We start from the raw sequence: 22,345 nt of genomic DNA on the forward strand, positions 1-22,345 counted from the left end.
TAATGCGGCGTGCCGTCGACCCCCCGGATTTTTTCGTGCGGGTCCTTTTGGGGCCCGCGCTCGTTTTTGAACTTCCCCCGCGCCGGCTTCATATCATTGCACCGGACGTTGGACGACGGAGCCCCCTAATGCCCCGCAGCACACCGCTGGACGATATTCGCAACATCGGCATCATCGCCCACGTCGATGCCGGCAAGACGACGACCACCGAGCGCATCCTGTACTATACGGGTCGCAAGCACACGATCGTCGACATCCATGACACCAAGGATCTGAAGTCGTCGACGACGACCGACTATCTGGAACAGGAACAGAAGCGCGGCATCACCATTCAGTCCGCTGCCGTGTCCTGCTTCTGGAAGAACAAGAAGATCAACCTGATCGACACCCCAGGCCACGTGGACTTCACCATTGAGGTGAACCGCTCCCTGCGCGTGCTCGACGGTGCCGTGGTGGTGTTCGACGGCGTGGCCGGTGTGGAACCGCAGACCGAGACCAACTGGCGTCTGGCGGACAACTACAACGTTCCGCGCATGTGCTACGTCAACAAGATGGACCGTTCGGGCGCCAGCTTCGGCCGCTGCGTGGACATGATCCGCAAGCGCCTGGGTGCCACCCCGGCCATCATCCAGCTGCCGCTAGGCTCGGAAGACAACTTCCGCGGCATGATCGACCTCGTGGAGATGAAGGCCTACGTCTGGTTCTCCGAGGAAAAGGACAGCCAGTGGGAAATCTGGGACGTCACCGACGACCTGGCCGACAAGCTGAAGATCACCAACGCCTATGACCGCGAACTGCTGGGCAAGGTCGCCGAGTACCGCGCCGAGCTGATCGACACCTGCTTGATGCTGGACGACGCGGCCATGGAGCAGTACCTGGACAGCGGCGAGGAGCCGGCGGTCGACGTGCTGAAGGAATGCCTGCGCAAGGGCACCCTGAGCGGCGTCTTCACCCCCGTCCTGTGCGGTTCCTCGTACAAGAACAAGGGCGTGCAGCAGCTGCTGGACGCGGTGATCTGGTACCTGCCGTCCCCGACGGAAGTCGAGGCCATCAAGACCGTGGATCCGGACGGCAACCCGAACGGCGAGCGCAAGTCGTCGGACGACGAGCCCTTCTCCGGCCTGGCCTTCAAGGTCATCAACGACAAGTACGGCGCGCTGACCTTCGTGCGCGTCTACTCCGGCGTTGTGTCCAAGGGCACGTCCCTGCTGAACACCACCCGCGGCAAGCGTGAGCGCATCGGCCGTATCGTGGAAATGTTCGCCAAGGAAGCCAACGACCTGGAAGAAGCGCGCGCTGGCGACATCGTGGCCTTCGTCTCGCTGGCCGAGACGGATACCGGTGACACCCTGTGCGACGCCAGCGCCCCGGTGGTGCTGGAGCGCATGCGTTTCCCCGACCCCGTCATCAGCGTGTCGGTGGAGCCGAAGAACCGTATCGACCAGGACAAGTTCGGCGCCGCCCTGGGCAAGATGGTCCGCGCGGATCCGTCGCTGCGTCTGGAAACGGACCGCGACACCGGCCAGACCCTGCTGCGCGGCATGGGCGAGCTGCACTTGGAAGTGACGCTCGACCGTATGCGCACCGAGTTCGGCGTGGAAGGTGTGATGGGCCGGCCGCAGGTCGCCTATCGTGAGACGATCACCAAGACCGTCGAATACACCTATACCCACAAGAAGCAGACCGGTGGTTCGGGCCAGTTCGCCGAAGTGAAGATCCGCTTCGAGCCGAAGGCGCGCGGTGAGGGCTTCAAGTTCACCGATAAGGTCGTCGGCGGCACCGTGCCGCGCGAATACGTCCCGTCGGTGGACAAGGGCCTGACCGTCCAGAAGGAAGACGGCGTCCTCGCCGGCTACCCGACGGTCGATTTCGAAGCCACCCTGCTGGACGGCAAGTACCACGAAGTGGACTCGAACGCCCTGACGTTCGAAATCGCCGCCAAGGCCTGCTTCCGCGAAGGCATCCGGACCGCCGGTCCGATCCTGCTGGAGCCGGTGATGAAGGTCGAAGTGGTGGTTCCCGACGACTACCTGGGCGACGTGATCGGCGACATCAACCGTCGCCGTGGCACGGTGCTGGGCCAGCTTGAGCGTGGCCACAACATCGCCGTGGAATCCCACGTGCCGCTGTCCGAAATGTTCGGTTACATCGGTCAGCTGCGCGGCATGACCTCGGGTCGTGGCTCCTACACCATGGAGTTCTCGCACTACGAGCCGGTGCCGAAGAACGTGGCCGACGAAATCGTGGCGAAGAGCGGCAAGGCCGCCTAAGTCCCGGTTTCCCGGACATTTGAGTACAAGGTTGCGGCCGCCCCTTCTTGGGGCGGCCGTTTCCGTATGTGGCTTTCGTTACGGCTGCCATCGGGCGCGCATGCGCATTATCGCATGGCAGGGGGGACGAGGTGTCCTTGGCCTCCGGCGTCCACCGGTTGCACTATCGCCCGCGATTGATTATCTGCCCCGTCAACGGTTGGCGGTTTTTCGCATCGTAGCCTCGGAAGGAGTATCCATCCCATGTCCACCGCCTTGCGCGTCGCCATCCTCGGTGCTTCCGGCTATACCGGCGCGGAACTGGTCCGCCTGCTGGTCCGTCATGCGGACGTGCGCCTGGTGGCCCTGACGGCGGAGCGACAGGCCGGCAAGCCACTGGGCGAGGTCTTCCCGCATCTGGGCGGCTACGATCTGCCGGACCTGGTGAAGATCGACCAGGTGGACTGGGACGGCGTGGACTTCGTCTTCTGCGCCCTGCCGCATGGCACGACGCAGGAAGTGATCGCCGGCCTGCCCCGGCGGCTGAAGGTGGTGGATTTGTCGGCGGACTTCCGCCTGCACGATGTCGAGACCTATGCCACCTGGTACGGCCATGCCCACCAGGCGGTGGATTTGCAGGCCGAGGCCGTCTACGGCCTGGTGGAGGCCAACCGTGAGGCGGTGAAGGGTGCCCGCCTGGTGGCCAACCCCGGCTGCTATCCCACGGCCTCGCAGCTGCCGCTGCTGCCACTGCTGCGCCAGGGCCTGATCCTGGCTGACGACATCATCATCGACGCCAAGTCCGGGGTTTCCGGCGCCGGCCGCGATGCCAAGCAGGCCAACCTCTATGGCGAAGTGGCGGAAGGCATCCATGCCTATGGCGTCGCCAGCCATCGCCACGCCCCGGAGATCGAGCAGGGGGTGAGCGAGGCGGCGGGCAAGCCGGTGGTGGTGAACTTCACCCCCCACCTGATGCCCATGAGCCGGGGCATCCTGTCCAGCATCTATGTGAAGCTGGCGCCCGGCGTGACCGCCGACGACCTGCGTGCCGCCCTGGTTGCCGCTTACCAGGGCGAGACCTTCGTGCGTGTCCTGCCCGCCGGCCAGGCGCCGCAGACCCGCCACGTGCGGGGCAGCAACCATTGCCTGATCGGCGTCTTCGCCGACCGGGTGCCCGGCCGCGCCATCCTGCTGTCGGTCATCGACAACCTGGTGAAGGGCGCCTCGGGCCAGGCCGTCCAGAACATGAACCTGATGATGGGTTATCCCGAGCAGCGCGGGCTGGAACAGGCGCCCATGTTCCCGTAATCAGTACGGGGTCCGATGTTCAAAGGCCCGGGCCGCGACACCCGGGCCTTTTTCTTTGAAGCATAAAAACCGGAGGCGACGATGACCGATGTGAAACAAGCCCTCACCACCGTCCGGCCCACCGTGCTGCCCTACAAGGGCGTGCTGCCCCGCATCCATGACAGCGCCTTCCTGGCCAACGCCGTGGTCATCGGCGACGTGGAGATCGGGGAGGAGGCCAGCCTGTGGTTCAACGTCACCGTCCGTGGCGACGTGAACCAGATCCGCATCGGCAAACGCACCAACATCCAGGATGGCACCACCGTCCACTGCACCCACCTGCGCTTCACCACGGTCATCGGCGATGATGTGACGGTGGGGCACATGGCCCTGCTGCATGGCTGCGTCATCGAGGACGGCGCCTTCATTGGCATGAAGGCCTGCGTCATGGACGGCGCCGTGGTGGAAAGCGGCGCCATGGTGGCCGCCGGCGCCCTGGTCACGCCCGGCAAGCGGGTGAAGGCCGGCGAACTGTGGGGCGGCAGCCCCGCCCGCCTGCTGCGCCCCCTGACCGACCAGGACAAGGCCACGCTGCCCCTGACCGTGCCGCACTACGTCCGCCTGTCGCGGCAGTATATGAGTGAGATGGGGTGAGGGGCTCGACAATCCCGATGGACGGTGCCACCCTTCTGACATGAGCAAAACCCTTCCCACGCCCGGCCTTGAAGATGAAGCCGCCGCTGAATTGGTGGCGCTCACGGCTGCCGTGGAAAAGGCGCGGCAGAACAAGCGGGGCGTTCCCCATTCGGAAATGCGGGAATGGCTGCTCGAATTGGCGGAAGGCCGATTTGACGCACCGCCGCCAAAGGCGCGGAATCTGTGAGCGTCATTTGGCGTGTATGAAATCGCCGCTGATTCCGACGTTTACATTCTGCGCGTTTGGCATGGGGCGCAGGAACAGCCGTAAAGCCCGCTGACCGGGCCTTACAGCTTGGGGTCTTACCCCAGATTGAACCGGGTGATGGCGGCGGCGATATCGTTGCCGAAGTCGGGGCCGAGGTGGATCATCGCGACCTCGGGCGGAATGCCCTTCAGGCTGGCGGCGTCCAGGCTGGTCAGCAGCGCCATGGGCACCGCCTCGGTCAGGGAGATGGCGCGGAGCGCGCGGATCAGGTCGACGCCGCCCAACCCGTCCATGACGGCCGACGCGATGATCATGTCGGGCGGCACGCGCACGGCCAGGGCCAGGGCCTCGATGGGATCGGTCAGGGCGTTGACCTTGAAGCCGCAGGCCGCCAGTTCCGCCGCCACCCGCCGCGCCACGATCTTGTTCGGGCTGACCAGCATGATGTCGACGTCGTGGATTTCGATGTCGGCGATGTCGAATTCGTAACGCGAGGGCAGGGCGCGGATGACGGCGTTGGTGGCCGCTAGGTCCGGCGTGTCGTCGCGGTCGGCCGCCTCGGCGATGCGGTCGGCGAAGGTGTGCAGATCGACGACCTGATGCTCGCTGAGGTCCTTCAGGCCGTTCAGATAGGCTTCCAGACGCTGGGCGATCAGGCTGACCAGGGGAAAGCCGAAGGAGGTGCCGGAGCCGCGCAGGCTGTGGGCGTCGCGCCGGATGGCCAGCAGGCCGTCGCTGGTGGGCGTGCGTCCCAGGGAGACGGCCTTCAGCGTTTCGTACAGGGCGCCCAGGCGATCATGAACGTCGTCGCGGAATTCGACCTTGAGCTGTTCGATAAGGTCGTCGAAATCAGTCTGTTCAACCATCGTGTTCCTCAGCGTCCCTATCGGCATCTAGCCCGCCGATACGCGAACGCGCAAGACGGGGACCGTCCTGCGCGTTGGTGCATTGGTATCGGTTGAACAACAAAGGAAATTGCCGTCAGGCGGCCTTCCGCAGTTCCAGCCGGCTCCACACGTCCAGCAGCGCGTCCACCAGCCGTTCCATGTGGTCGTCGCCATGGAAAGGCGTGGGGGTGATGCGCAGCCGCTCCGTCCCGCGGGGGACGGTGGGGTAGTTGATGGGCTGGACATAAATGTCGTGCTTGGTCAGCAAATCATCGCTGGCCTGCTTGCACAGGCGGGGATCGCCCACCAGCACGGGCACGATGTGGCTGACTGACGGCATGACCGGCAGGCCGGCTTCCGTCAGCAGGCGCTTCAGGGTGGCCGCCCGCTCCTGGTGCAACACCCGCAGCTCGTTATGCTCCTTCAGGTAGCGTACCGAGGCGGCGGCACCGGCGGCGATGACCGGGGCGATGGAGGTGGTGAAGATGAAGCTGGAGGCAAAGCTGCGCACGCAGTCGACCAAGGCGGCCGAACCGGTGATGTAGCCGCCCATCAGGCCGAAGGCCTTGCCCAGCGTGCCCTCAATGACGGTCAGGCGATCCAGCACGCCGTCACGCTCCGCCACGCCGGCGCCGCGGGCGCCGTACATGCCGACGGCGTGCACCTCGTCCAGGTAGGTCATGGCGCCGTGCTTGTCGGCCACGTCGCAGATCTCATCGATGGGGGCGATGTCGCCGTCCATGGAATAGACGCTCTCGAACGCCACCAGCTTGGGCCGGTTGGCGGGATAGCGGCTCAGCAACTGGTCCAGATGTTCCGGATCGTTGTGGCGAAAGATGTGCTTTTCGGCGCCGCTGTGACGGATGCCCTCGATCATCGAGGCATGGTTCAGCGAGTCGGAGAACACCACGCAGTTGGGCAGCAGCTTCGGCAGCGTCGACAGCGACGCCTCGTTCGAGATGTAGCCCGAGGTGAACAGCAGGGCCGCTTCCTTGTGGTGTAGGTCGGCCAGCTCACGTTCCAGCAGGACGTGATAGTGGTTGGTGCCGGAGATGTTGCGGGTGCCGCCGGCACCGGCGCCGGACTTGGCCAGCGCCTCACGCATCGCGTCCAGCACCACCGGGTTCTGCCCCTGGCCCAGATAGTCGTTGCTGCACCACACGGTCACGTCGCGCGGCGGCTCATCCGGGGAAGGATAGTAGGAGGCGATCGGAAACTCACCCACGCGGCGTTCCAGATCCGCGAACACGCGATAGCGGCCCTCTCGGCGAAGGCCATCGATCTGGGAGCGGAAAAAGGCTTCGTAATCCATCTGTCCGATGGCTCCTTCGTGGAGCGGTCCTCTAGCCATAGAAGGACCGGCGGCAAGCTACCGGTCGACACAACCACCACCCACCGTGGGCTCCGTGCTCATAGTGGGCAGCCGAGCCCCCGCTGGCAAGTGCCGACGGGCCGCGACCGAGCAGATGAACCATGCCAGTGGAACGTGCCATCAGCTTTGATATCGATCAATTCGGCGGGCAAATGGACCTTAACCCCGAAACCCCCGGGGTGGAAAGCCCAGAAGCACTGGACAAATTGCCCAAGGCCCCCGTCTTTGGTCGAATTGCGGCGCGCCGGAACATGTTCCGCAACGATATTTCGCCGTAACCGGGACGGTCCGGCCATGCGGCGCCGGCTGTCGTCAGCAGGCGTAGCCGCGCGCGTGGGCGTCCAGGGTTTCGGCCAGGCGCTGGGCCGCCCGCAGGATCAGCGGCGGGGTGAAGGCCGCGTACCCCAGCACCAGGCCTTGGGGGACGCCCATTTGGGCGCCATGGCCGGCGTGCGCGTGGAAGCCGCTGAGCGGCGTCACGTCGATGGACCGGGCGCGGGCGGCCTGGCGCAGCGCCATGTCCGGCGATAGGCCGGGGGCGGTCTTCAGCGCCAGCCCGTCGGCCAGCCGCGCCGCCATCTGCAGGCCGGCCGCACCGGGGCTCAGGGTCAGCGCGCCGCTCCACAGCCGCTTGGCGGCGTCGATCAGCGTCTCCCGCCGTTCCTGATAGGTCAGACGGGACCGGCGCAGGTGCGAGGCCAGGTGGCCCTCGTCGATGAATTCGGCCAGGGCGCTCTGTTCCACCACCGGGGCATGCAGCTCGAACAGGGCGCGCATCTCCAGCGCCCGGTCCAGCAGGTCTTCCGGCACCACCAGATAGGCGATGCGCAGGCCGGGATAGAGGATGCGCTCGAACCCGCCGATATGCAGGACGCGGCTGCCGCGGCGCTGGGCCGTGGGACCGTCCAGGCTCATCAGCGTGGCGGGCGGGCGCGTCTCATAGGTGAAGCCGCCGTCGCCGTCATCCTCGATGATGCGGGCGTCGGCGCGGGCGGCCCAGTCCAGCAGGGCCTGCCGGCGTTCCAGGCTCATGACCGTGCCCAGGGGGATCTGGCAATTGGCGGTGACGATGGCCAGGCGCGCGTCCGGGGCCAGGGCCTGGCCCATCCTGGGGTCCAGGCCGTCGGCGTCGGCCGGCACCGGCACGGGCGCCATGCCCAGCCGGCGGACCAGGGCCTGGGTCAGGGGACAGCCGGGGTCTTCCGTCCATACCCGGTCGCCGGGACCGGCCGCCAGACCCACGGCCAGATCCAGGGCGGCGGCGCGGCCGGGCAGGATCAGGATCTGGTCGGGGTGGCAGCGTAGGCCGCGGCTGGCCTCCAGGAAGCCGGCCAACGCCACGCGCAGGGGGCGCCAGCCGGGCGCGCAGTCCCGTTCCAGGGCGCGGGCCGACAGGCTGCGCCAGGATCGGCTGAGCACGCGGCGCCAGGCCTCGATATCCAGTTGGTCGCCGGCGGCGATGCCGGGGCGGAACGGCAGGGTGGGACCGGCGGGGCCGGACGCGTTCGACGCCGGGTCGGCGCCGCCCTGGGCCCGGGGACGCGGCGCCGGCGCGCGCGCCTCGGCCGGGGCGTAGTCGGGTGGCAGGTTCTCCACCACGAAGGTGCCCGACCCGACGCGGGATTCCAGATAGCCCTCGGCCGTCAGGCGCTCGATGGCGGCGACGGCGGTGTTGCGCGACAGGCCCATGTCGCGGGCCAGGGTGCGGGTGGAGGGCAGGCGTTCGCCCGGCGCCACCACACCGGTGGCGATGGCATGGCGCAGGCGGTCGAACAGGCGTTGTTGCAGGGAGCCGCCCTCACCACCGTCCGTCAGCGTGAGCAGGGGCCCGCGTCGGCTTTTCATGGGGCGTCTCCGGTTGGGGTGGGGGAGGCGTGGGAGGGAACCGGCGGACGGCGTTGCGGGCCGTCCGCCGGGTGCGAAGGGATGGCCACACGACCATCGGGCCATCCCGTTTCAAACCGGCGGCGGGGAAGGGGCGCCACCACCACCGGTCTCGCGGGGCAGGCGGCCGCTTTGGGGCGGCCGCGAAGGGGGATCAGCGGCGGCGGTTCAGCGGTCCAGGACCTTGCCGGTGGCGGCATCGACGCGGAACGGCTTCAGGTGGATGCCCTCGGCGGTGGCGACGTCCACCGTGTAATACTCATCCTTGCGGGTGGCGCTGCCGACGCGCAGATTGGCCTTGTCATGGTCCTGCAGATAGGCCTGCACGGCCTTGCGGGCGTCGGCGCTGCTGACCTCGTCGGCGAAGGCCGGGGCGGCGGCACCGGCCAGCACGGCGGCGGTCGCGAAGGCGGCGAAATGGCTGGTGAAGCGGTTCATGGTGGTTCTCCTCGGGGTGGGGCCGGACCTGGGCCTGTGATTTGTCCCCGTGTGTTCTGGGGGGCCCTGGTGTTTGTCCGTTGTTCTTTGGCCATCCCATCCCACCATTCGCCTGTTTCGAGGTGATGTCGTTGAAGCCCATCGAATGAAACAGTGCGTAACCGCCCTTGCGGGCATTTACAGTGTCGTTACAACATCGGCGTCGGACGCGCCGTGGAATGCCGGTACAGTTGTCCGTGCCGGGTTCGGGGCTTTCTGGATTTCAACAGGGGTGCCGGTGCCTGGCGGGCCCGCACATGGGACTGACGATGTCTGAGAACATTCATTTGCTGGTGGTCGACGACGACCGTGAAATCCGCGATCTTCTGACCCGTTACTTGACGCGCCACGGCTATCGCGTGACCGCCGCCCGCGACGGGCAGGAGATGCGCAAGTTCCTGGCCGACCGGAACATCGATTTGATCGTCCTGGACCTGATGCTGCCGGGTGAGGACGGCCTGGCCCTGTGCCGCGCCATCCGGGCGGAATCCGGCCCGCCGGTCGTCATGCTGTCGGCGATGGGCGAGGATGCGGACCGCATCCTGGGGCTGGAGATCGGGGCCGACGATTACCTGCCCAAGCCCTTCAACCCCCGTGAACTGGTGGCCCGCATCAAGGCCGTGCTGCGCCGGTCGCAAGGATCGACCAACGGGGCGGCACCGGCCGCCGGCGCCTTCAGCTTCGCCGGATACATGCTGGACCCGGCCCAGCGGCGCCTGAGTGCCGCGTCGGGGGAGGAAATCGCGCTGACCGCCGGGGAGTATGAGCTGCTGCTGGCCCTGGTGCAGCGGCCCCGCCGTGTGCTGTCGCGTGATGATCTCCTGGAAATCACCCGCGGCCGCGCCGCCGGCCCCTTTGATCGGTCCATCGACGTGCAGATCAGCCGCCTGCGCCGCAAGATCGAGGTCGATCCCGCCGATCCCGCCATCATCAAGACGGTGCGCTCCGGCGGTTACATCTTCTCCGCCGAGGTGGCCACGCCATGAGGGCAGTCACGGACCGCATGTCCTATTCCATCTTCGCGGTTCTGGTGGGGGGCATCCTGTTGAGCCAGGCCATCGCGCTGGGGCTCTACCGCACCGATCGGGCGGAGGCGGTGGCCGCGGCGCAGAGCGGGCAACTGGCCGGTTGCCTCGCCAGCATCGCCGGCGTGCTGGACCACCAGCCGACGGATGTTCGCGACAAGATGTTGACCGGTTTGCGGGACGGCAACTTCAAGGTCAATGTCGCCGGCACCACCCAGGACGTGTCGCTGGATGTCTATGAGAAGCCGCCGGCGGCGGCGGTCTTGAGCAACCACCACACCGATATGATCTCCCTGCCGCCGTTCGGCACCATCACCACGCCGCCGCCGGAACCCAAGTACGTCATGGCCAGCCATCAGCTGGCCGACGGCAGCTGGCTGAACGTGCACATCCCCATGGCGGGGGCCGACGCCCTGTCCGAACCGGGCTTCCTGGCCTCATTGGCCGGCAGTGCCGCCGTTGCCATCCTGCTGTCCGCCTGGGTGCTGGGTTTCACCACCCGGCCGCTTCGCCGTTTCGCCGCCGCCGCCGACCGGCTGGGCGTGGACATGAACGCCCCCTCGCTGGATGAGTCGGGCCCGCGCGAGGTGCGGCTGGCCGCGGCCGCCTTCAACAAGATGCAACGCCGCCTGCGCGCCTTCGTGGAGGACCGCACCCGCATGCTGGCGGCGGTGTCGCACGATCTGCGCACGCCCTTGACCCGCATGCGCCTGCGCGCCGAATTCGTGGACGACGACGGCGTGCGCGAGAAGATGCTGGAAGATCTGGGGGAGATGGAATCCATGATCGGCGCCACCCTGGCCTTCGCCCGGGACGAGGCGGCGCAGGAAACCTTGGAGCCGCTGGACCTGAACCTGCTGCTGGCCCGCGCGGCGGAGGATTACCGCGATGCCGGCAAGCCGGTGGGCTTCAGCCCGGCATCGGGGCCCGTCCGCGTGGTGGGGCGGCGCACGGCGTTGAAGCGCGCCTTCACCAACGTGATGGAGAACGCCCTGAAGTATGGCGCCACCGCCGAGGTGACGGTGGCGATCCAGGGTGAAACGGTGGCCATCACCGTCACCGACCAGGGGCCCGGCATCCCGGAAATCGAATGGGAGAACGTCTTCCGCCCCTTTTACCGGCTGGAGGCGTCGCGCTCGCGCGATACCGGTGGCACAGGCTTGGGCCTGTCGGTCACCAACGACGTGATCCGTGCCCATGGCGGCGAGATCCAACTGGAAAACCGGGTCGAGGGGGGATTGCGCGTCATCATGCACCTGCCGTTGGATATCGTGCGCCCTTAGGCCGCAATTGGCGCGCCGCGCGGGCCGCCAAGCCCAGGCGATCCGCGGCCGAGGTACACCTGTGGAGAGGGCTGGCCACGAACCGGTTCCGCGACCATATCCTTATTCGGGTCAATGGATCGGGTGAACGCACTGGCAGTCGTCCCCGGCCCATGGCTATGATGTTCCAGTCAATTGCGATCCGGGACCGGCGCCTCAAGGGTGGGGCATCGCCGGCCCGGACCGTTTTCCCAAGCCCCATTCGTGCACCCGTTGCTGCGCACCCGTTTCCCCGAGATCCCGTTATGGCCATCCAGAACCGCATCGCCGATTTCCACGCCGACATGACGGCCTGGCGGCACCACATCCACGAGAACCCCGAAGTGGCGTTCGAGGAGGTGCAGACCTCTGACTTCGTGGCTGCGAAGCTGAGTGAATTCGGGATCGAGGTGCATCGCGGCCTGGCCGGCACCGGCCTGGTGGGCGTGCTGCAGGGCGAGGGCCGGGCCACCGGCAAGACCATCGGCTTGCGCGCCGACATGGACGCCCTGCCCATGCAGGAGGAGAATACCTTCGCCCATGCCTCCAAGGTGGCGGGCAAGATGCACGGCTGCGGCCATGACGGCCATACCACCATGCTGCTGGGGGCGGCCCGCTATCTGGCGGAAACGCGTAACTTCTCCGGCACGGTGAACTTCATCTTCCAGCCGGCGGAAGAAGGGGCCGGTGGCGGCAAGCGCATGGTGGAGGAGGGGCTGTTCGATCGCTTCCCCTGCGACAGCGTCTTTGGCATGCACAACTGGCCGGAACTGCCGCCCGGCAAGATGGGCGTGCGCAGCGGCCCGGTGATGGCCGGCGCCGACCGGTTCGAGATCACCATCCAGGGGCGCGGCGGCCATGCGGCGCAGCCCCATCTGGCGGTGGACCCCGTGGTGGTGGCGTCGCAGCTGATATTGGCGGCGCAAACCCTGGTCAGCCGCAACATCTCCCCGGTCGAATGCGGCGTCGTCAGCTTCACCCGCATCCACGCCGGCACGGCCTACAACATCATCCCCAACGAGGTGAAGTTGGCCGGTACGATCCGGTCGCTGACCCCTGAAATCCGCCAGCAGTTGGAGGACGGCCTGCGCAACCTGGTCGCCACCTTGCCGCCGGCGTTCGGTGCCAAGGGGGCGTTGACCTATTATGTCGGCTATCCGCCCACCATCAATCATGCCGACCCCTCGGCCATCGCCGCCAAGGTGGCGGCCAAGGTGGTGGGGGCCGATAACGTCCTGGAAGATTTGGGGCCCAGCATGGGGGCAGAGGATTTCTCCTACATGCTGAACGTTCGGCCGGGCAGTTATGTCTGGCTGGGCCAGGGCGGCAGCGCCCTGGGCTGTACGCTGCACAATCCCCGATACGACTTCAATGATGAGGTTCTGCCCTTGGGTGCCAGCTATTGGGCCACGCTTGTCGAAACCGTTCTGCCCCGTGTGGCATGACCGGGGCCGGGTTCTCTGGACGGGCGAGGGCGGCCATGACGCTGTCGCCATGGATGCGGGCGGGGGCCGTCGCCGCCGCGCTGTTGCTCACCGGCTGCTCCAGCAGCATGGCCTGGCTGGGCGGTGATCCGCCGCCGGACGACAATTCCGTGCCGGCCGCCGCCTCGCCCAGCCTGGTCGGCCGGGGGGAATGGCGTGGGACGCTCAGCCGGGCGCAAAGCACGACATACCTGGTGGCCCGCAATGCCTCTGAATGGCAATCGCTGTGGGATCTGGTGGGCACGCGCGAGCCTGGCACCCTGCCGGACCGTCTGATGGCGCTGGGTGTTTTTTCCGGTTCCCGCAATTCCTCAGGCGCCGGCGTGGAGATCGTCAATACCCGGGTGGAGCATCGCGACGGCATGCGCGACCTGCTGGTGGTGGAATTCCGCGAATTCGACCAGGCGGCCCATATGCCGAACGGCAGCCTGACCAGCCCCTATGCCATCGTGCTGGTCGATTGGACGGACGCGCCGGTGCGGTTCGCCAAGGTGCCCTGAAGCTTGTCCTGAGCGCGTGACGCGTCCTGCCCGTTCAGTCGCCCCTCAAGGGATAGGCGCCCAGGTCGGTGCCGGCCACGATGTCGCCCATCGGGTAGTACTGCCTGACCTGGGGGATGAAGTCAGCCGGCTGGAAAGCGTCGCCCACGCTGAAATGGGTCAGGATCACCTTCTTCACGCCCGCTTTCTGGGCCATCCGGCCCACATCCTCCGCCGTCAGATGTTCCTTGCGCATGTGGTTCAGCATGCCGTCCAGCTGCCGGGCGCCCAGCCTCTGGGTGATGGCGGCGGACACGCTGGCCAAATCCATGATTTCCGTTACCAGCACGTCGGCGCCCTTCGCCAGTTCGGTCACCGCATCCGACGGCCCCGTGTCGCCGGTGAAGACCACCGATCCCTGCGGTGTGTCGAAGCGGTAGGCGTAGGACTGGTCGGTGCCGTAGGAGCGGCCGGGCAGGTCCATGGTGGCGTAATGCGTGTTGGGCACGGCCGTGACCCGCACCTGGTCGTCGCGGTAGACCTCCACCGGTGTGTCGCCGTCCAGGGTGATGTCGTGTGCGGGGTAGAGGGAGGCCAGCGCCGGCCGTGGCGGCAACTCAGGCTTGAAGATATTGGCGGAGATGTCCAGGGCGGCGGCGGTGCGGCTGACCAGTTCGATGGTGCCCGGCGGGCCCCAGATCGGCAGCGCGGCGTTGCGCCCGTTCATCCATCCGAACGCCATCAGGGCGCCCAGGCCCAGCGTATGGTCATAGTGCAGGTGGGTCAGGAACACGGCGGTGACATGCGCCACCATCGCGCCCGCCCGGGTCATCTGCTGGGCGGCATTGTCGCCGACGTCGATGACATAGGTCTTGGCCCCGACCTGCAGCAGGTTCGCCGGCTGTGCCCGGTCAGGGCGGGGAATGGGGCCCGCCGCCGTGCCCAGCAGGACGATGCGGCTGGCCGGAACGCCGTCGGGCATGCCTTGGGTGGTCTGGCCGCCCGGGGGCTGGTTCGCCGGCGCCGCCGACTGGGCCAGGGCCAGCGCCGGTATCAGGCTGGCCAGCAGGGCCAGGGCCGGGCGCGTTCGTTTCCAGGCGTTTGTGATCACTGAGCCAATCTCCCTGTCCGGTGGCGTGCCGCCCCTGTCCGTCGCTGATATGCAACCGCTGTTTGGACACAGGGTAGCGTTTCGCCAGCCCAGGGGAATGCGTCCAATCGTGGCGGTTAGGGTCAGATACGGTGATCAGAGGCGCATCCACCCCAACCGGTGCGCCGGGGTCGAATTCCAAAGAAAAAGCCCGGAACCATCGGGCTCCGGGCTTGGCGTCTCTGCGCGTGGAATGTCACGCCTGATGGGGCAAGGGGCCTTCCTCCGCCGGGGAGGGGACCGGCACCGGGTCCAACTGGCGATAATCGGGGACGATATGGTGAAGCAGCGCCTGCAGGCGGCTGGCGTCGCCCGTGGTGCACACGGCGTCCAGTTCATCCAGCGACCGGCGCAGGATGGCCAGATCGACGGCACGCGGTGAGGCGACCAGCACACCCTCGGCGGCCGTCTGTTCCGGCGGCTCGGCGGCGGCGAACATCTCTTCGTACAGCTTCTCGCCGGGGCGCAGGCCGGTGAAGGTGATCTTGATGTCCTTGTCGGGGCGCAGGCCGGCCAGACGGATCATCTGCCGCGCCAGGTCCACGATCTTCACCGGCTGGCCCATGTCCAGCACGAAGATGCGGCCACGGTCGTCCAGGCCGGCGTTCATGCCGTAGGCGGAGGCCTGCAGCACCAGTTCCACCGCCTCGCGCACCGTCATGAAATAACGGCACACCTCCGGGTGGGTGACCGTCAGCGGGCCGCCGGCGCGTAGCTGGCGGCTGAACAGCGGCACCACCGAACCGGTGGAGCCCAACACGTTGCCGAAGCGCACGGTCATGAACCGGGTCTGCCAACCCTTGGCACCGCTGGAGGCGACGATGTCCAGGGCCTGGCAGTAACATTCGGCGATGCGCTTGGTGGCGCCCATCACGTTGGTGGAACGGACCGCCTTGTCGGTGGAGATCAGCACCATGGCGGCGGAACCGGCGGCTATGGCGGCGTCGGCCACGTTGCGGGTGCCCAGCACGTTGGTCAGCACGCCTTCCACCGGGTTCAGTTCCACCATGGGAACATGCTTCAGCGCGGCGGCGTGGAACACCAGTTCCGGCGTTTCCTCGCGGAAGATTTCCAGGATGCGGTTGCGGTCGCGCACATTGGCCAGCACGGCGCGGCAATCCAGGTCCGGGCAATTCTCCCGCATCTCCATCTCGATGGAGTACAGGTTGAATTCCCCGTGATCCAGCAGGATCAGGCGGCGCGGCTTCAACTGCGCGATCTGGCGGGTCAGTTCTGAACCGATGGTCCCGCCGGCACCGGTGACCAGCACGGTGCGGCCGGCCACCAGGCCGTCGATGGCGCGCTTGTCCAGCGCCACCTGCGGGCGGCCCAGCAGATCCTCAATGACGATGGGGCGCACGGTCATGGGGCCGTCGCTCACTGCGTCGCGGAAGTCCGTCAGGTCGGGCAGGCGGGCCAGGACCAGGTTCAGGGCCTCGCACTTTTCCACCAGGGCGCCCAGGCGGGTGCCGGATAGGCGGGCGCGGGGGCGGGTCAGGATCAGGCGGCGGGGGCATTGGCCGCCGGCGGCCAGTTCGCCCACCACGGACGACAGCTCGGCCAGGCGGCCCAGCACCTTCACGCCATGGATCTCGCGGCCGATGCGACCGCCCTTGTCATCCAGGATGCCGACGACGCGATAGGCGGCGTCACGGTCTGTGGCCATGGCGCGGATGAAAATCTCCGCTTCGTCCCCGGCGCCGACCAGCAGCACGGGGATGCGGTCGCGGGCGTTGCTTTCCAGGATGCCGGCCAGGCGACGGTCCTTGGCCAGGCGGTACAGCAAACGCGGCCCCCCCAGCAGGACCACCAGCACGAACCAGTTGATCAGCGGGACGGAGCGGGGCAGGGCCTCCAGCCGCGTCACCAGGAACATCAGCAGCAGGAAGACCAGGATGGTGGTGGTGACGGCCCGCGCGATGGCCATGAGGTCGCGCAGCGAGGCGTAACGCCAGACCCCGGAGTTCATTCCGAAAACGCGATAAGCGACGGCGGCGATGACCGTGAAGACGACCACCCCCGGCACCATCGCCTGGATATAATGAGAGATACCGTCACCGACACGCAGATACAGCGAGACGATGAACGAAACGCCGGCCACTAAAATGTCATGAAAATATGCAAGGAACCGCCGATCGAAAAAAAGCGGCAGGTCGAGTGATTCTTTTATCTTACGCATGGCTCCAGCCTGCGGTTGATTGTTTATATTCAATTAACATTCCAGCTTTCAGCCGCTGAATTTCGCGGATGACGCCATGGTAATTCTAGGCTCCTGACGCGATCCTGACACCATCCGATACTCTGCTGCAAGTGCGAAAAAGAGTTGAGTTGGCCTATGCCTACCCCGTTAGTCGCGCTTCTTTTCAATGCGCCGTCCGTCGCGCGCCGGCGACGTTCTGGGGCCGCGCGTGTCGGACCGTGGGACTTGTCCAGGATAGTCGGATCAACGCCATGAACCTATTGGGAATCTTGGTAGCGACACCGCCGGGAGGGTAGTCCTTTCCGGCTAGAAGGGAAGGGATACCTGGGATTGCGGGCCGCTCGGCTGGTATGAGCGGGGCGCGTCGGCAAGGCTTTGAAGACGCTCGCCGTCCTGCACCGGCGACCTTGGCCGCCTTTGATCGCAAGGCCGCGGGACCGGCTGGTTTGTCACGTTTGTACTGCGCATGCGCACCCATGTCCTGGGGCGTGGCAAGTCGCTCCGAGACATGGGCTCCAAGGATTGGCCAGGATCGGCGGCTTTTCTCTATCATCTTGGATTTGCATGTCCATTTCTCGCGAATACTGTCACGCGCCGATCTCCGCCGTGCCGCGTTTACGGCGGCATTTACTTGCATAATTGTTGATAACCCTGATGGGCCCAGGTGGTTCATCTTGTGGACGACATATACGTTGGCACCATCAATGACCTTTCTTGGGAACCCGCTCGGGGCGGCCGATTCGTCCCTGAACGCGGTTTGGGCTTGAACGCGGATTGGGAAAAGGCGGCGGTTGGGCATCTCCTGGTCCTGTATGCGCGCCTTGCCCAGGCGTGTGCCACGCGTCTCCCGGTCAGATTCCCTGGAAAAAAGGACACGATCTTTAGGGATAGGGCCGGTGAAGGGGCCGTGGCGGTTGATCCGGTATCGCCATGGGCACCGGATCGGTTAGGGTCTGCCCTCCCCGGCGGGGCGGTGCCAAGCGCCGTTCCCCCAAGTCACACCTAACGGCGTTATCCGTCATGTTCCCGACCCTGCTAGAACGCGGTTTCCAGGTGGAATTCCATTCCCATGCGCGGGCCATCCTGGGGGTGGATTTCCCCGATGCCATCGCCGAACTGGACATGGTCATCGGTGCCCTGGCGATTCCCATTGCGGAAATCGTCGGGTCGGGCGGGGGGGAGGCCAAGATCACGCAGCGCCTGCGTCACGCCCTGTCGGATCATGGCTGGGCCAAGGCGCATTTCACCATCGAGAAGCGGGTGAACGGCAAGCGCCGCGAGTCCATCAGCCATGAGGTCGACCACGTGCGTGACGTCCCCGGCGTGGGCGTGATCGCGCTGGAGATCGAATGGAACAACAAGGACCCGTTCTTCGATCGCGACCTTGAGAACTTCAAGCGCCTGCATGCGGAGGGCGTCATTTCCGTCGGCGTCATCGTCACGCGCGGGCGCAGCCTGCAGGACGAGATGGTGCCCATGGTGCGCCGCTTCGCCCACAGCCGCGGGCTGGCCTCCGATGCCGACATCCAGGCCCTGGGCCTGCGGCCCACCACCCGCCAGCAGGACGACGTCAGCCGCCGCCTGGCCGGTGGCGCGCCGTCCTTCGCGGAGGCCTGGGCCGCGTCCTTCTGCCAGGACAAGTACGGGGCGGCCACCACCCATTGGCGCAAGCTGGAGGACCGGGTGCACCGGGGCGTGGGCAACCCGTGCCCGCTGCTGCTGATCGGCATTCCGGCCGACGTCGTCACCTTCGACGTCCCACTGTCGGAAATGCCCAAGGCGCCGATACCGGAGCCAATCGAGGCGGAGCTGCCTTTCTTTTAATGCCCTCAGGTGGCGGGCGGCCACGTCCGTGGCCTTGCCTCATCCTCGTTTTGCAGTCCGCCTGCGGCTCCCCGCAAAACTCCGGCGCTCGCGGTCGCGGGCTATTCAGCTTCCGTCGCGCTTATGTCAAAGCAGGTCGCGCAGGCGGTACCAGAGGCTGGCCAGCACCAGGGCCGGCACGCGCCAGGGCGGGCCGACGAACGTGTCGCGCGGGATCCGGTTGAAGACGTCGTAGCGTTCCGCCTGGCCCATGACGGCCTCCGCCACCACCCGTCCGCAGATGCCGGTCAGGGCCACGCCGTGGCCGCTGTAGCCTTGCGCGAAATATGTGGTGGGCGACAGCCGTCCCACCTGGGGCAGGCGGTTGACCGTCATGCCCACCGTGCCCTGCCAGAAATGGCTGATCCCTACCTTCCCCAACTGGGGGAAACAGTGATGCATGGCGCCGGCCAGCTTGGCCCGGGCATGCGGCGACGGCCGGCCGGTGAAGCTGGCGCCGCCACCGAACAGCAGGCGGTGGTCGCCGGTGCGGCGGAAATAGTTCAGGCCGTAATTGGTGTCGGACACCGCGTGGTCGCCGGGCAGCAGCGCCTCGGCTTGCGCCGGGCCCAGCGGTTCGGTCGCCAGCATATAGGTGATCAATGGCACCAGCGTGCGGGCAAGCGGGGGCGCCAAGCCTTCGCCCAGGTAGGCGTTGCCGGCCAGCACCAGGAAGTTCGCCCGCACCGTGCCGTGCGGGGTCATCACCGTCGGGGTGGCGCCGGTGGTGATGCCAAGCGCCGGCGTGCCCTCGAACAGGCGGGCGCCAGCGCCCCCGGCCGCGCGCGCCAGCCCCTGGGCATAGGCCAGCGGGTGCAGATGGCCGCTGCCGCTATCCTCCACCCCGCTGTCATAGCGTGGGCTGGCCACCAGGGCGCGCAGGGCGGCCCCCTCCACCAGGCGCATCCGGTCGTAGCCGACGGCGCGCGCCTCGTCGATCTGGGCCTGCAGGCCGGCACGGTGACGGGGCTTGGCGGTGGCGTTGATATAGCCCCAGCGCAGGTCGCAGGCGATGGCGTGCCGCTGTACCCGGTCCACCAGCAGGGCCTTGGCCTCTTCCGCCAGGTGCCACAGGCGGCGGGCGTCGTCGCGTCCCACCAGCCGGGCGATGGTGCCGACCGACTTGTTGAAGCCGCTGATCATCTGGCCGCCATTGCGGCCCGACGCGCCCCAGCCCACCCGTTCCGCTTCCAGAACGACCACGCCGTAGCCGCGCTCCGCCAAGGTCAGGGCGGTGGACAGGCCGGTATAACCGGCACCGACGACGCAGACGTCGCAACGGATGTCGCCCCGCAGCGTCGGGGCCGGGGGGCCGGGCGGGGATGATTGGACGTACCAGCTGTCCGGGAAGCCCGTCATCCAGGCAGCCATTCGCGCCACAGCGCCGCCGTCGCCTGGCGCCCGTAGAGCGCCGCATGCAGCACGGCGCTGGTCAGCACCGCCAGGACGCCGGCGTACATCACGTCGCTGAAGAAGTGCCCGCCCATGCCGATGCGCAACAGTCCCACGCCGGCCCCCACGGCCAACCCACCCCAGAACAGGGTGCGCCGGCGCCGGCCGGTATAGGCGAAGCTGTGCAGGAAGAAGGCCAGCACCGGATCCCCCGCCACGAAGGAGCAGTTGCGGCCGCAGTTGGCCTTGGGCGCCGGCAGCAGGGGCGGGGTGTAGGGTGCCGTGCCGCCAAACGCCACCACCTGGACGGGCCGGGCGCGATGCCAATGGTCCTTCAGGATGCTGTTGCCGATCAGGCCGGGGCCGATGGCCAGCGACAGCAGCAGGAAGGTCCAGGCGCGGGCGTCGGCCCCGAACAGCGGGCGATGGCGCCAGGCGGTCCAGGCCGTGCCCAGCACCAGCGCCCCGGCCATCACCCGCGCCCCCACCTGCACCGCCTCGTGCAGGACGTTGGCGACGGGATCGGCGCGCCAGGCGAACCCGTTCGCCGCCGTCCAGAACCAGCCGGATATGGCCAGGTCCAGGCCGGGCGACACCACCATCCAGGCCAGCAGGGCCAAAAGGCCGCCGGCCGCCAGCCAGGTGAGGGCGCGCCAGAGGGGGGCACGGGTCGGGGGGATCATGAGGGGCGTTCCAATGCAGGTGACCCGTCCGCAGATAGCACCGGGCTGGCGCGGTGTCATCCCGCTGGCACCCTTCGCCTCACCTTTTGAGGGGGTGGATGCCTGGCGGGGCCTAGGCCGCAAGCGCTAGCGCTCCGCCCGGGTTTGGGCCCTGGCCCGCCCCAATGCCGCCCCTTTATGATGGGACGGTCCCTTGGATTTCCGTCCGTTTATCGGACCTTAAGCCCCGCCGCCGTGTGTTTCCCAACTGCGCTCGGGGCCTGATCGAGGTGCACGACCCCATGTCCGTCCTGGAAGAATTCATCCGCAGCAACCGCATCACCGAGGTGGAGTGCCTGGTGCCCGACCTGTCCGGCATCGCCCGGGGCAAGATCGTGCCGGCGGAGAAGTTCCTGCGCATCCTGCGCGACCGCGGCCTGCGCCTGCCGGAAAGCGTCTTCATCCAGACCGTCACCGGCGACACGCCGCCCAACGGCATCACCAGCCCGGAGAATTCCGACGTCTACATGTTGCCGGACCCCACGTCGGTGCGTTTCGTGCCCTGGTATGAGGCGCCGACGGCGGCCGTCATCTGCGACTGCGTCTATGCCGATGGCGGCCATGTCGACATCTCCCCCCGCTGGCTGCTGAAGCGGGTGCTGGATCTGTATGCCGAGCGTGGATGGAAGCCCCTGGTGGCGCCGGAGCTGGAATTCTTCCTGGTGGCGGTGAACAAGGACCCGGACTATCCCCTGACCCCACCGGTGGGCCGGTCCGGCCGGCAGGAAAGCGGGCGCCAGGCCTTCGGCATCGACGCGGTCAACGAGTTCGACCCCATCTTCGAGGCGGTCTACGATTACTGTGAGAAGCAGGACATCGACGTCGACACCATGAGCCATGAGGCCGGTGCCGCCCAGATCGAGATCAACTTCAACCATGGCGACGCGCTGAGCCTGGCCGACCAGGTGTTCCTGTTCAAACGCACGGTGCGCGAGGCGGCCATCCGCCACAACGTCTACGCCACCTTCATGGCCAAGCCCATGCAGAACCAGCCGGGCAGCGCCATGCATGTCCACCAGTCGCTGGTGGATGCCGACACCGGTCGCAACCTGTTCGCCCATGCCGATGGTGAGGACACCGGCCTGTTCATGAGCTACATCGCCGGCCTGCAGAAATACCTGCCCAGCGCCATGCCCCTGCTGGCGCCCAACGTGAACAGCTATCGCCGGCTGGTGCAGGGATCGGACGCGCCCATCAATGTGCATTGGGGTCGCGACAACCGCACCGTGGGCTTTCGCGTGCCCCTCAGCCCGCCGGAGGCGCGGCGGGTGGAGAACCGCGTGGCCGGCGCCGACGCCAACCCCTATCTGGCCATCGCCGCCAGCCTGGCCTGCGGCTATCTGGGCATGGTCCACGAACTGGAACCGACGGAACCGGTGAAGGGGACGGCCCACCGCCTGGCCTTCACCCTGCCGCGCCACCAGGGCGATGCCCTGGCCAAGCTGAACGCCTGCCGCCCCCTGAAAGAACTGTTCGGCGAACGCTTCATCGCCAGCATCACCGCCGTGAAGCAGGCGGAGGACGCGGCCTATCAGCAGGTGATCTCCAGCTGGGAGCGGGAAAACCTGTTGCTTAACGTATAATTCCTCAAACGCCGGCAGCCGCATCCGCGGCTTTGGCTTGTCCTCGACTACCAGTCCGCTTCGCTCCCCGGAAGTCTCTGGCGCCC

19 protein-coding genes are annotated in these 22,345 nt (G+C 67.1%); 11 read left to right on the top strand and 8 right to left on the bottom strand.

Annotation, left to right across the window (positions count from 1 at the left end; genetic code table 11):
• Positions 1-128 precede the first annotated feature (128 nt).
• From fusA to PW843_13455, 4 genes are all read left to right on the top strand, one after another.
• Positions 129-2,270, top strand: coding sequence for an elongation factor G (fusA, locus tag PW843_13440; GenBank protein ID MDE1147600.1), 2,142 nt, complete (start codon positions 129-131; stop codon positions 2,268-2,270).
• Positions 2,271-2,513: 243 nt separating this feature from the next.
• Positions 2,514-3,557, top strand: coding sequence for an N-acetyl-gamma-glutamyl-phosphate reductase (gene argC, locus PW843_13445; GenBank protein MDE1147601.1), 1,044 nt, complete (start codon positions 2,514-2,516; stop codon positions 3,555-3,557).
• A gap of 81 nt (positions 3,558-3,638) precedes the next feature.
• Positions 3,639-4,190, top strand: coding sequence for a gamma carbonic anhydrase family protein (locus PW843_13450; protein MDE1147602.1), 552 nt, complete (start codon positions 3,639-3,641; stop codon positions 4,188-4,190).
• A gap of 40 nt (positions 4,191-4,230) precedes the next feature.
• On the top strand, positions 4,231-4,419 hold the full coding sequence (locus tag PW843_13455; GenBank protein MDE1147603.1) for a hypothetical protein: 189 nt from the start codon (positions 4,231-4,233) through the stop codon (positions 4,417-4,419).
• A gap of 116 nt (positions 4,420-4,535) precedes the next feature.
• On the opposite strand, the gene PW843_13460 is transcribed toward PW843_13455, so the two are convergent.
• Both PW843_13460 and hemA read right to left on the bottom strand, forming a co-directional pair.
• The gene (locus PW843_13460) at positions 4,536-5,306 is read right to left on the bottom strand and encodes an Hpt domain-containing protein (GenBank protein ID MDE1147604.1); all 771 of its coding nucleotides are present in this window, start codon (positions 5,304-5,306) and stop codon (positions 4,536-4,538) included.
• 115 nt (positions 5,307-5,421) lie between these two features.
• Positions 5,422-6,639 (bottom strand): 5-aminolevulinate synthase, encoded by a 1,218-nt coding sequence (gene hemA / locus PW843_13465; protein MDE1147605.1) that lies wholly within the window; start codon positions 6,637-6,639, stop codon positions 5,422-5,424.
• A gap of 167 nt (positions 6,640-6,806) precedes the next feature.
• On the opposite strand from hemA, the gene PW843_13470 reads away from it, so the two are divergent.
• Positions 6,807-6,977 carry a hypothetical protein gene (locus tag PW843_13470; protein ID MDE1147606.1) on the top strand — a complete coding sequence of 57 codons (171 nt, stop codon included), beginning with the start codon at positions 6,807-6,809 and terminating at the stop codon, positions 6,975-6,977.
• Between the two features lie 34 nt (positions 6,978-7,011).
• On the opposite strand, the gene PW843_13475 is transcribed toward PW843_13470, so the two are convergent.
• Positions 7,012-8,544, bottom strand: coding sequence for a PLP-dependent aminotransferase family protein (locus PW843_13475; protein ID MDE1147607.1), 1,533 nt, complete (start codon positions 8,542-8,544; stop codon positions 7,012-7,014).
• Between the two features lie 207 nt (positions 8,545-8,751).
• On the bottom strand, positions 8,752-9,021 hold the full coding sequence (locus PW843_13480; GenBank protein MDE1147608.1) for a hypothetical protein: 270 nt from the start codon (positions 9,019-9,021) through the stop codon (positions 8,752-8,754).
• 308 nt (positions 9,022-9,329) lie between these two features.
• On the opposite strand from PW843_13480, the gene PW843_13485 reads away from it, so the two are divergent.
• The 4 genes from PW843_13485 (at position 9,330) to PW843_13500 (ending at position 13,370) form a co-directional block, all read left to right on the top strand.
• Positions 9,330-10,046, top strand: a complete 717-nt coding sequence (locus tag PW843_13485) for a response regulator (GenBank protein ID MDE1147609.1) — start codon at positions 9,330-9,332, stop codon at positions 10,044-10,046.
• Positions 10,043-11,368 carry an ATP-binding protein gene (locus tag PW843_13490; GenBank protein ID MDE1147610.1) on the top strand — a complete coding sequence of 442 codons (1,326 nt, stop codon included), beginning with the start codon at positions 10,043-10,045 and terminating at the stop codon, positions 11,366-11,368. Before PW843_13485 ends, PW843_13490 begins: the two co-directional genes overlap by 4 nt.
• Positions 11,369-11,652: 284 nt before the next feature.
• A complete protein-coding gene (locus PW843_13495; GenBank protein ID MDE1147611.1) occupies positions 11,653-12,831 on the top strand; it encodes a M20 family metallopeptidase in 1,179 nt (392 codons plus the stop codon).
• Between the two features lie 35 nt (positions 12,832-12,866).
• The gene (locus tag PW843_13500) at positions 12,867-13,370 is read left to right on the top strand and encodes a hypothetical protein (protein ID MDE1147612.1); all 504 of its coding nucleotides are present in this window, start codon (positions 12,867-12,869) and stop codon (positions 13,368-13,370) included.
• A 34-nt stretch (positions 13,371-13,404) separates the two neighbouring features.
• On the opposite strand, the gene PW843_13505 is transcribed toward PW843_13500, so the two are convergent.
• Both PW843_13505 and PW843_13510 read right to left on the bottom strand, forming a co-directional pair.
• A complete protein-coding gene (locus PW843_13505; protein ID MDE1147613.1) occupies positions 13,405-14,460 on the bottom strand; it encodes an MBL fold metallo-hydrolase in 1,056 nt (351 codons plus the stop codon).
• Positions 14,461-14,695: 235 nt separating this feature from the next.
• Positions 14,696-16,600 carry a nucleoside-diphosphate sugar epimerase/dehydratase gene (locus PW843_13510; protein ID MDE1147614.1) on the bottom strand — a complete coding sequence of 635 codons (1,905 nt, stop codon included), beginning with the start codon at positions 16,598-16,600 and terminating at the stop codon, positions 14,696-14,698.
• A gap of 1,119 nt (positions 16,601-17,719) precedes the next feature.
• Between PW843_13510 and PW843_13515 the strand changes: the two genes are divergently transcribed.
• Positions 17,720-18,523, top strand: a complete 804-nt coding sequence (locus tag PW843_13515) for a BglII/BstYI family type II restriction endonuclease (protein ID MDE1147615.1) — start codon at positions 17,720-17,722, stop codon at positions 18,521-18,523.
• Between the two features lie 126 nt (positions 18,524-18,649).
• Here PW843_13515 and PW843_13520 read toward each other — a convergent pair whose 3' ends face one another.
• A complete protein-coding gene (locus PW843_13520) occupies positions 18,650-19,921 on the bottom strand; it encodes an FAD-binding oxidoreductase (protein MDE1147616.1) in 1,272 nt (423 codons plus the stop codon).
• Positions 19,918-20,637, bottom strand: coding sequence for a phosphatase PAP2 family protein (locus tag PW843_13525; protein ID MDE1147617.1), 720 nt, complete (start codon positions 20,635-20,637; stop codon positions 19,918-19,920). The genes PW843_13520 and PW843_13525 overlap by 4 nt, the downstream gene beginning before the upstream one ends.
• 281 nt (positions 20,638-20,918) lie before the next feature.
• Between PW843_13525 and PW843_13530 the strand changes: the two genes are divergently transcribed.
• Entirely contained in the window at positions 20,919-22,259 is a 1,341-nt protein-coding gene (locus PW843_13530; GenBank protein MDE1147618.1) for a glutamine synthetase family protein, read from the top strand.
• The last annotated feature ends 86 nt before the right edge of the window (positions 22,260-22,345 follow it).

The organism is Azospirillaceae bacterium, from assembly GCA_028283825.1.
Classification (GTDB): domain Bacteria; phylum Pseudomonadota; class Alphaproteobacteria; order Azospirillales; family Azospirillaceae; genus Nitrospirillum.

Coding starts and splice junctions, on each gene's coding strand:
- fusA (MDE1147600.1), top strand. CDS start 129: ATGCCCCGCAGCACACCGCTGGACGATATTCGCAACATCGGCATCATC.
- argC (MDE1147601.1), top strand. CDS start 2,514: ATGTCCACCGCCTTGCGCGTCGCCATCCTCGGTGCTTCCGGCTATACC.
- PW843_13450 (MDE1147602.1), top strand. CDS start 3,639: ATGACCGATGTGAAACAAGCCCTCACCACCGTCCGGCCCACCGTGCTG.
- PW843_13455 (MDE1147603.1), top strand. CDS start 4,231: ATGAGCAAAACCCTTCCCACGCCCGGCCTTGAAGATGAAGCCGCCGCT.
- PW843_13460 (MDE1147604.1), bottom strand. CDS start 5,306: ATGGTTGAACAGACTGATTTCGACGACCTTATCGAACAGCTCAAGGTC.
- hemA (MDE1147605.1), bottom strand. CDS start 6,639: ATGGATTACGAAGCCTTTTTCCGCTCCCAGATCGATGGCCTTCGCCGA.
- PW843_13475 (MDE1147607.1), bottom strand. CDS start 8,544: ATGAAAAGCCGACGCGGGCCCCTGCTCACGCTGACGGACGGTGGTGAG.
- PW843_13480 (MDE1147608.1), bottom strand. CDS start 9,021: ATGAACCGCTTCACCAGCCATTTCGCCGCCTTCGCGACCGCCGCCGTG.
- PW843_13485 (MDE1147609.1), top strand. CDS start 9,330: ATGTCTGAGAACATTCATTTGCTGGTGGTCGACGACGACCGTGAAATC.
- PW843_13490 (MDE1147610.1), top strand. CDS start 10,043: ATGAGGGCAGTCACGGACCGCATGTCCTATTCCATCTTCGCGGTTCTG.
- PW843_13495 (MDE1147611.1), top strand. CDS start 11,653: ATGGCCATCCAGAACCGCATCGCCGATTTCCACGCCGACATGACGGCC.
- PW843_13500 (MDE1147612.1), top strand. CDS start 12,867: ATGACGCTGTCGCCATGGATGCGGGCGGGGGCCGTCGCCGCCGCGCTG.
- PW843_13515 (MDE1147615.1), top strand. CDS start 17,720: ATGTTCCCGACCCTGCTAGAACGCGGTTTCCAGGTGGAATTCCATTCC.
- PW843_13520 (MDE1147616.1), bottom strand. CDS start 19,921: ATGACGGGCTTCCCGGACAGCTGGTACGTCCAATCATCCCCGCCCGGC.
- PW843_13525 (MDE1147617.1), bottom strand. CDS start 20,637: ATGATCCCCCCGACCCGTGCCCCCCTCTGGCGCGCCCTCACCTGGCTG.
- PW843_13530 (MDE1147618.1), top strand. CDS start 20,919: ATGTCCGTCCTGGAAGAATTCATCCGCAGCAACCGCATCACCGAGGTG.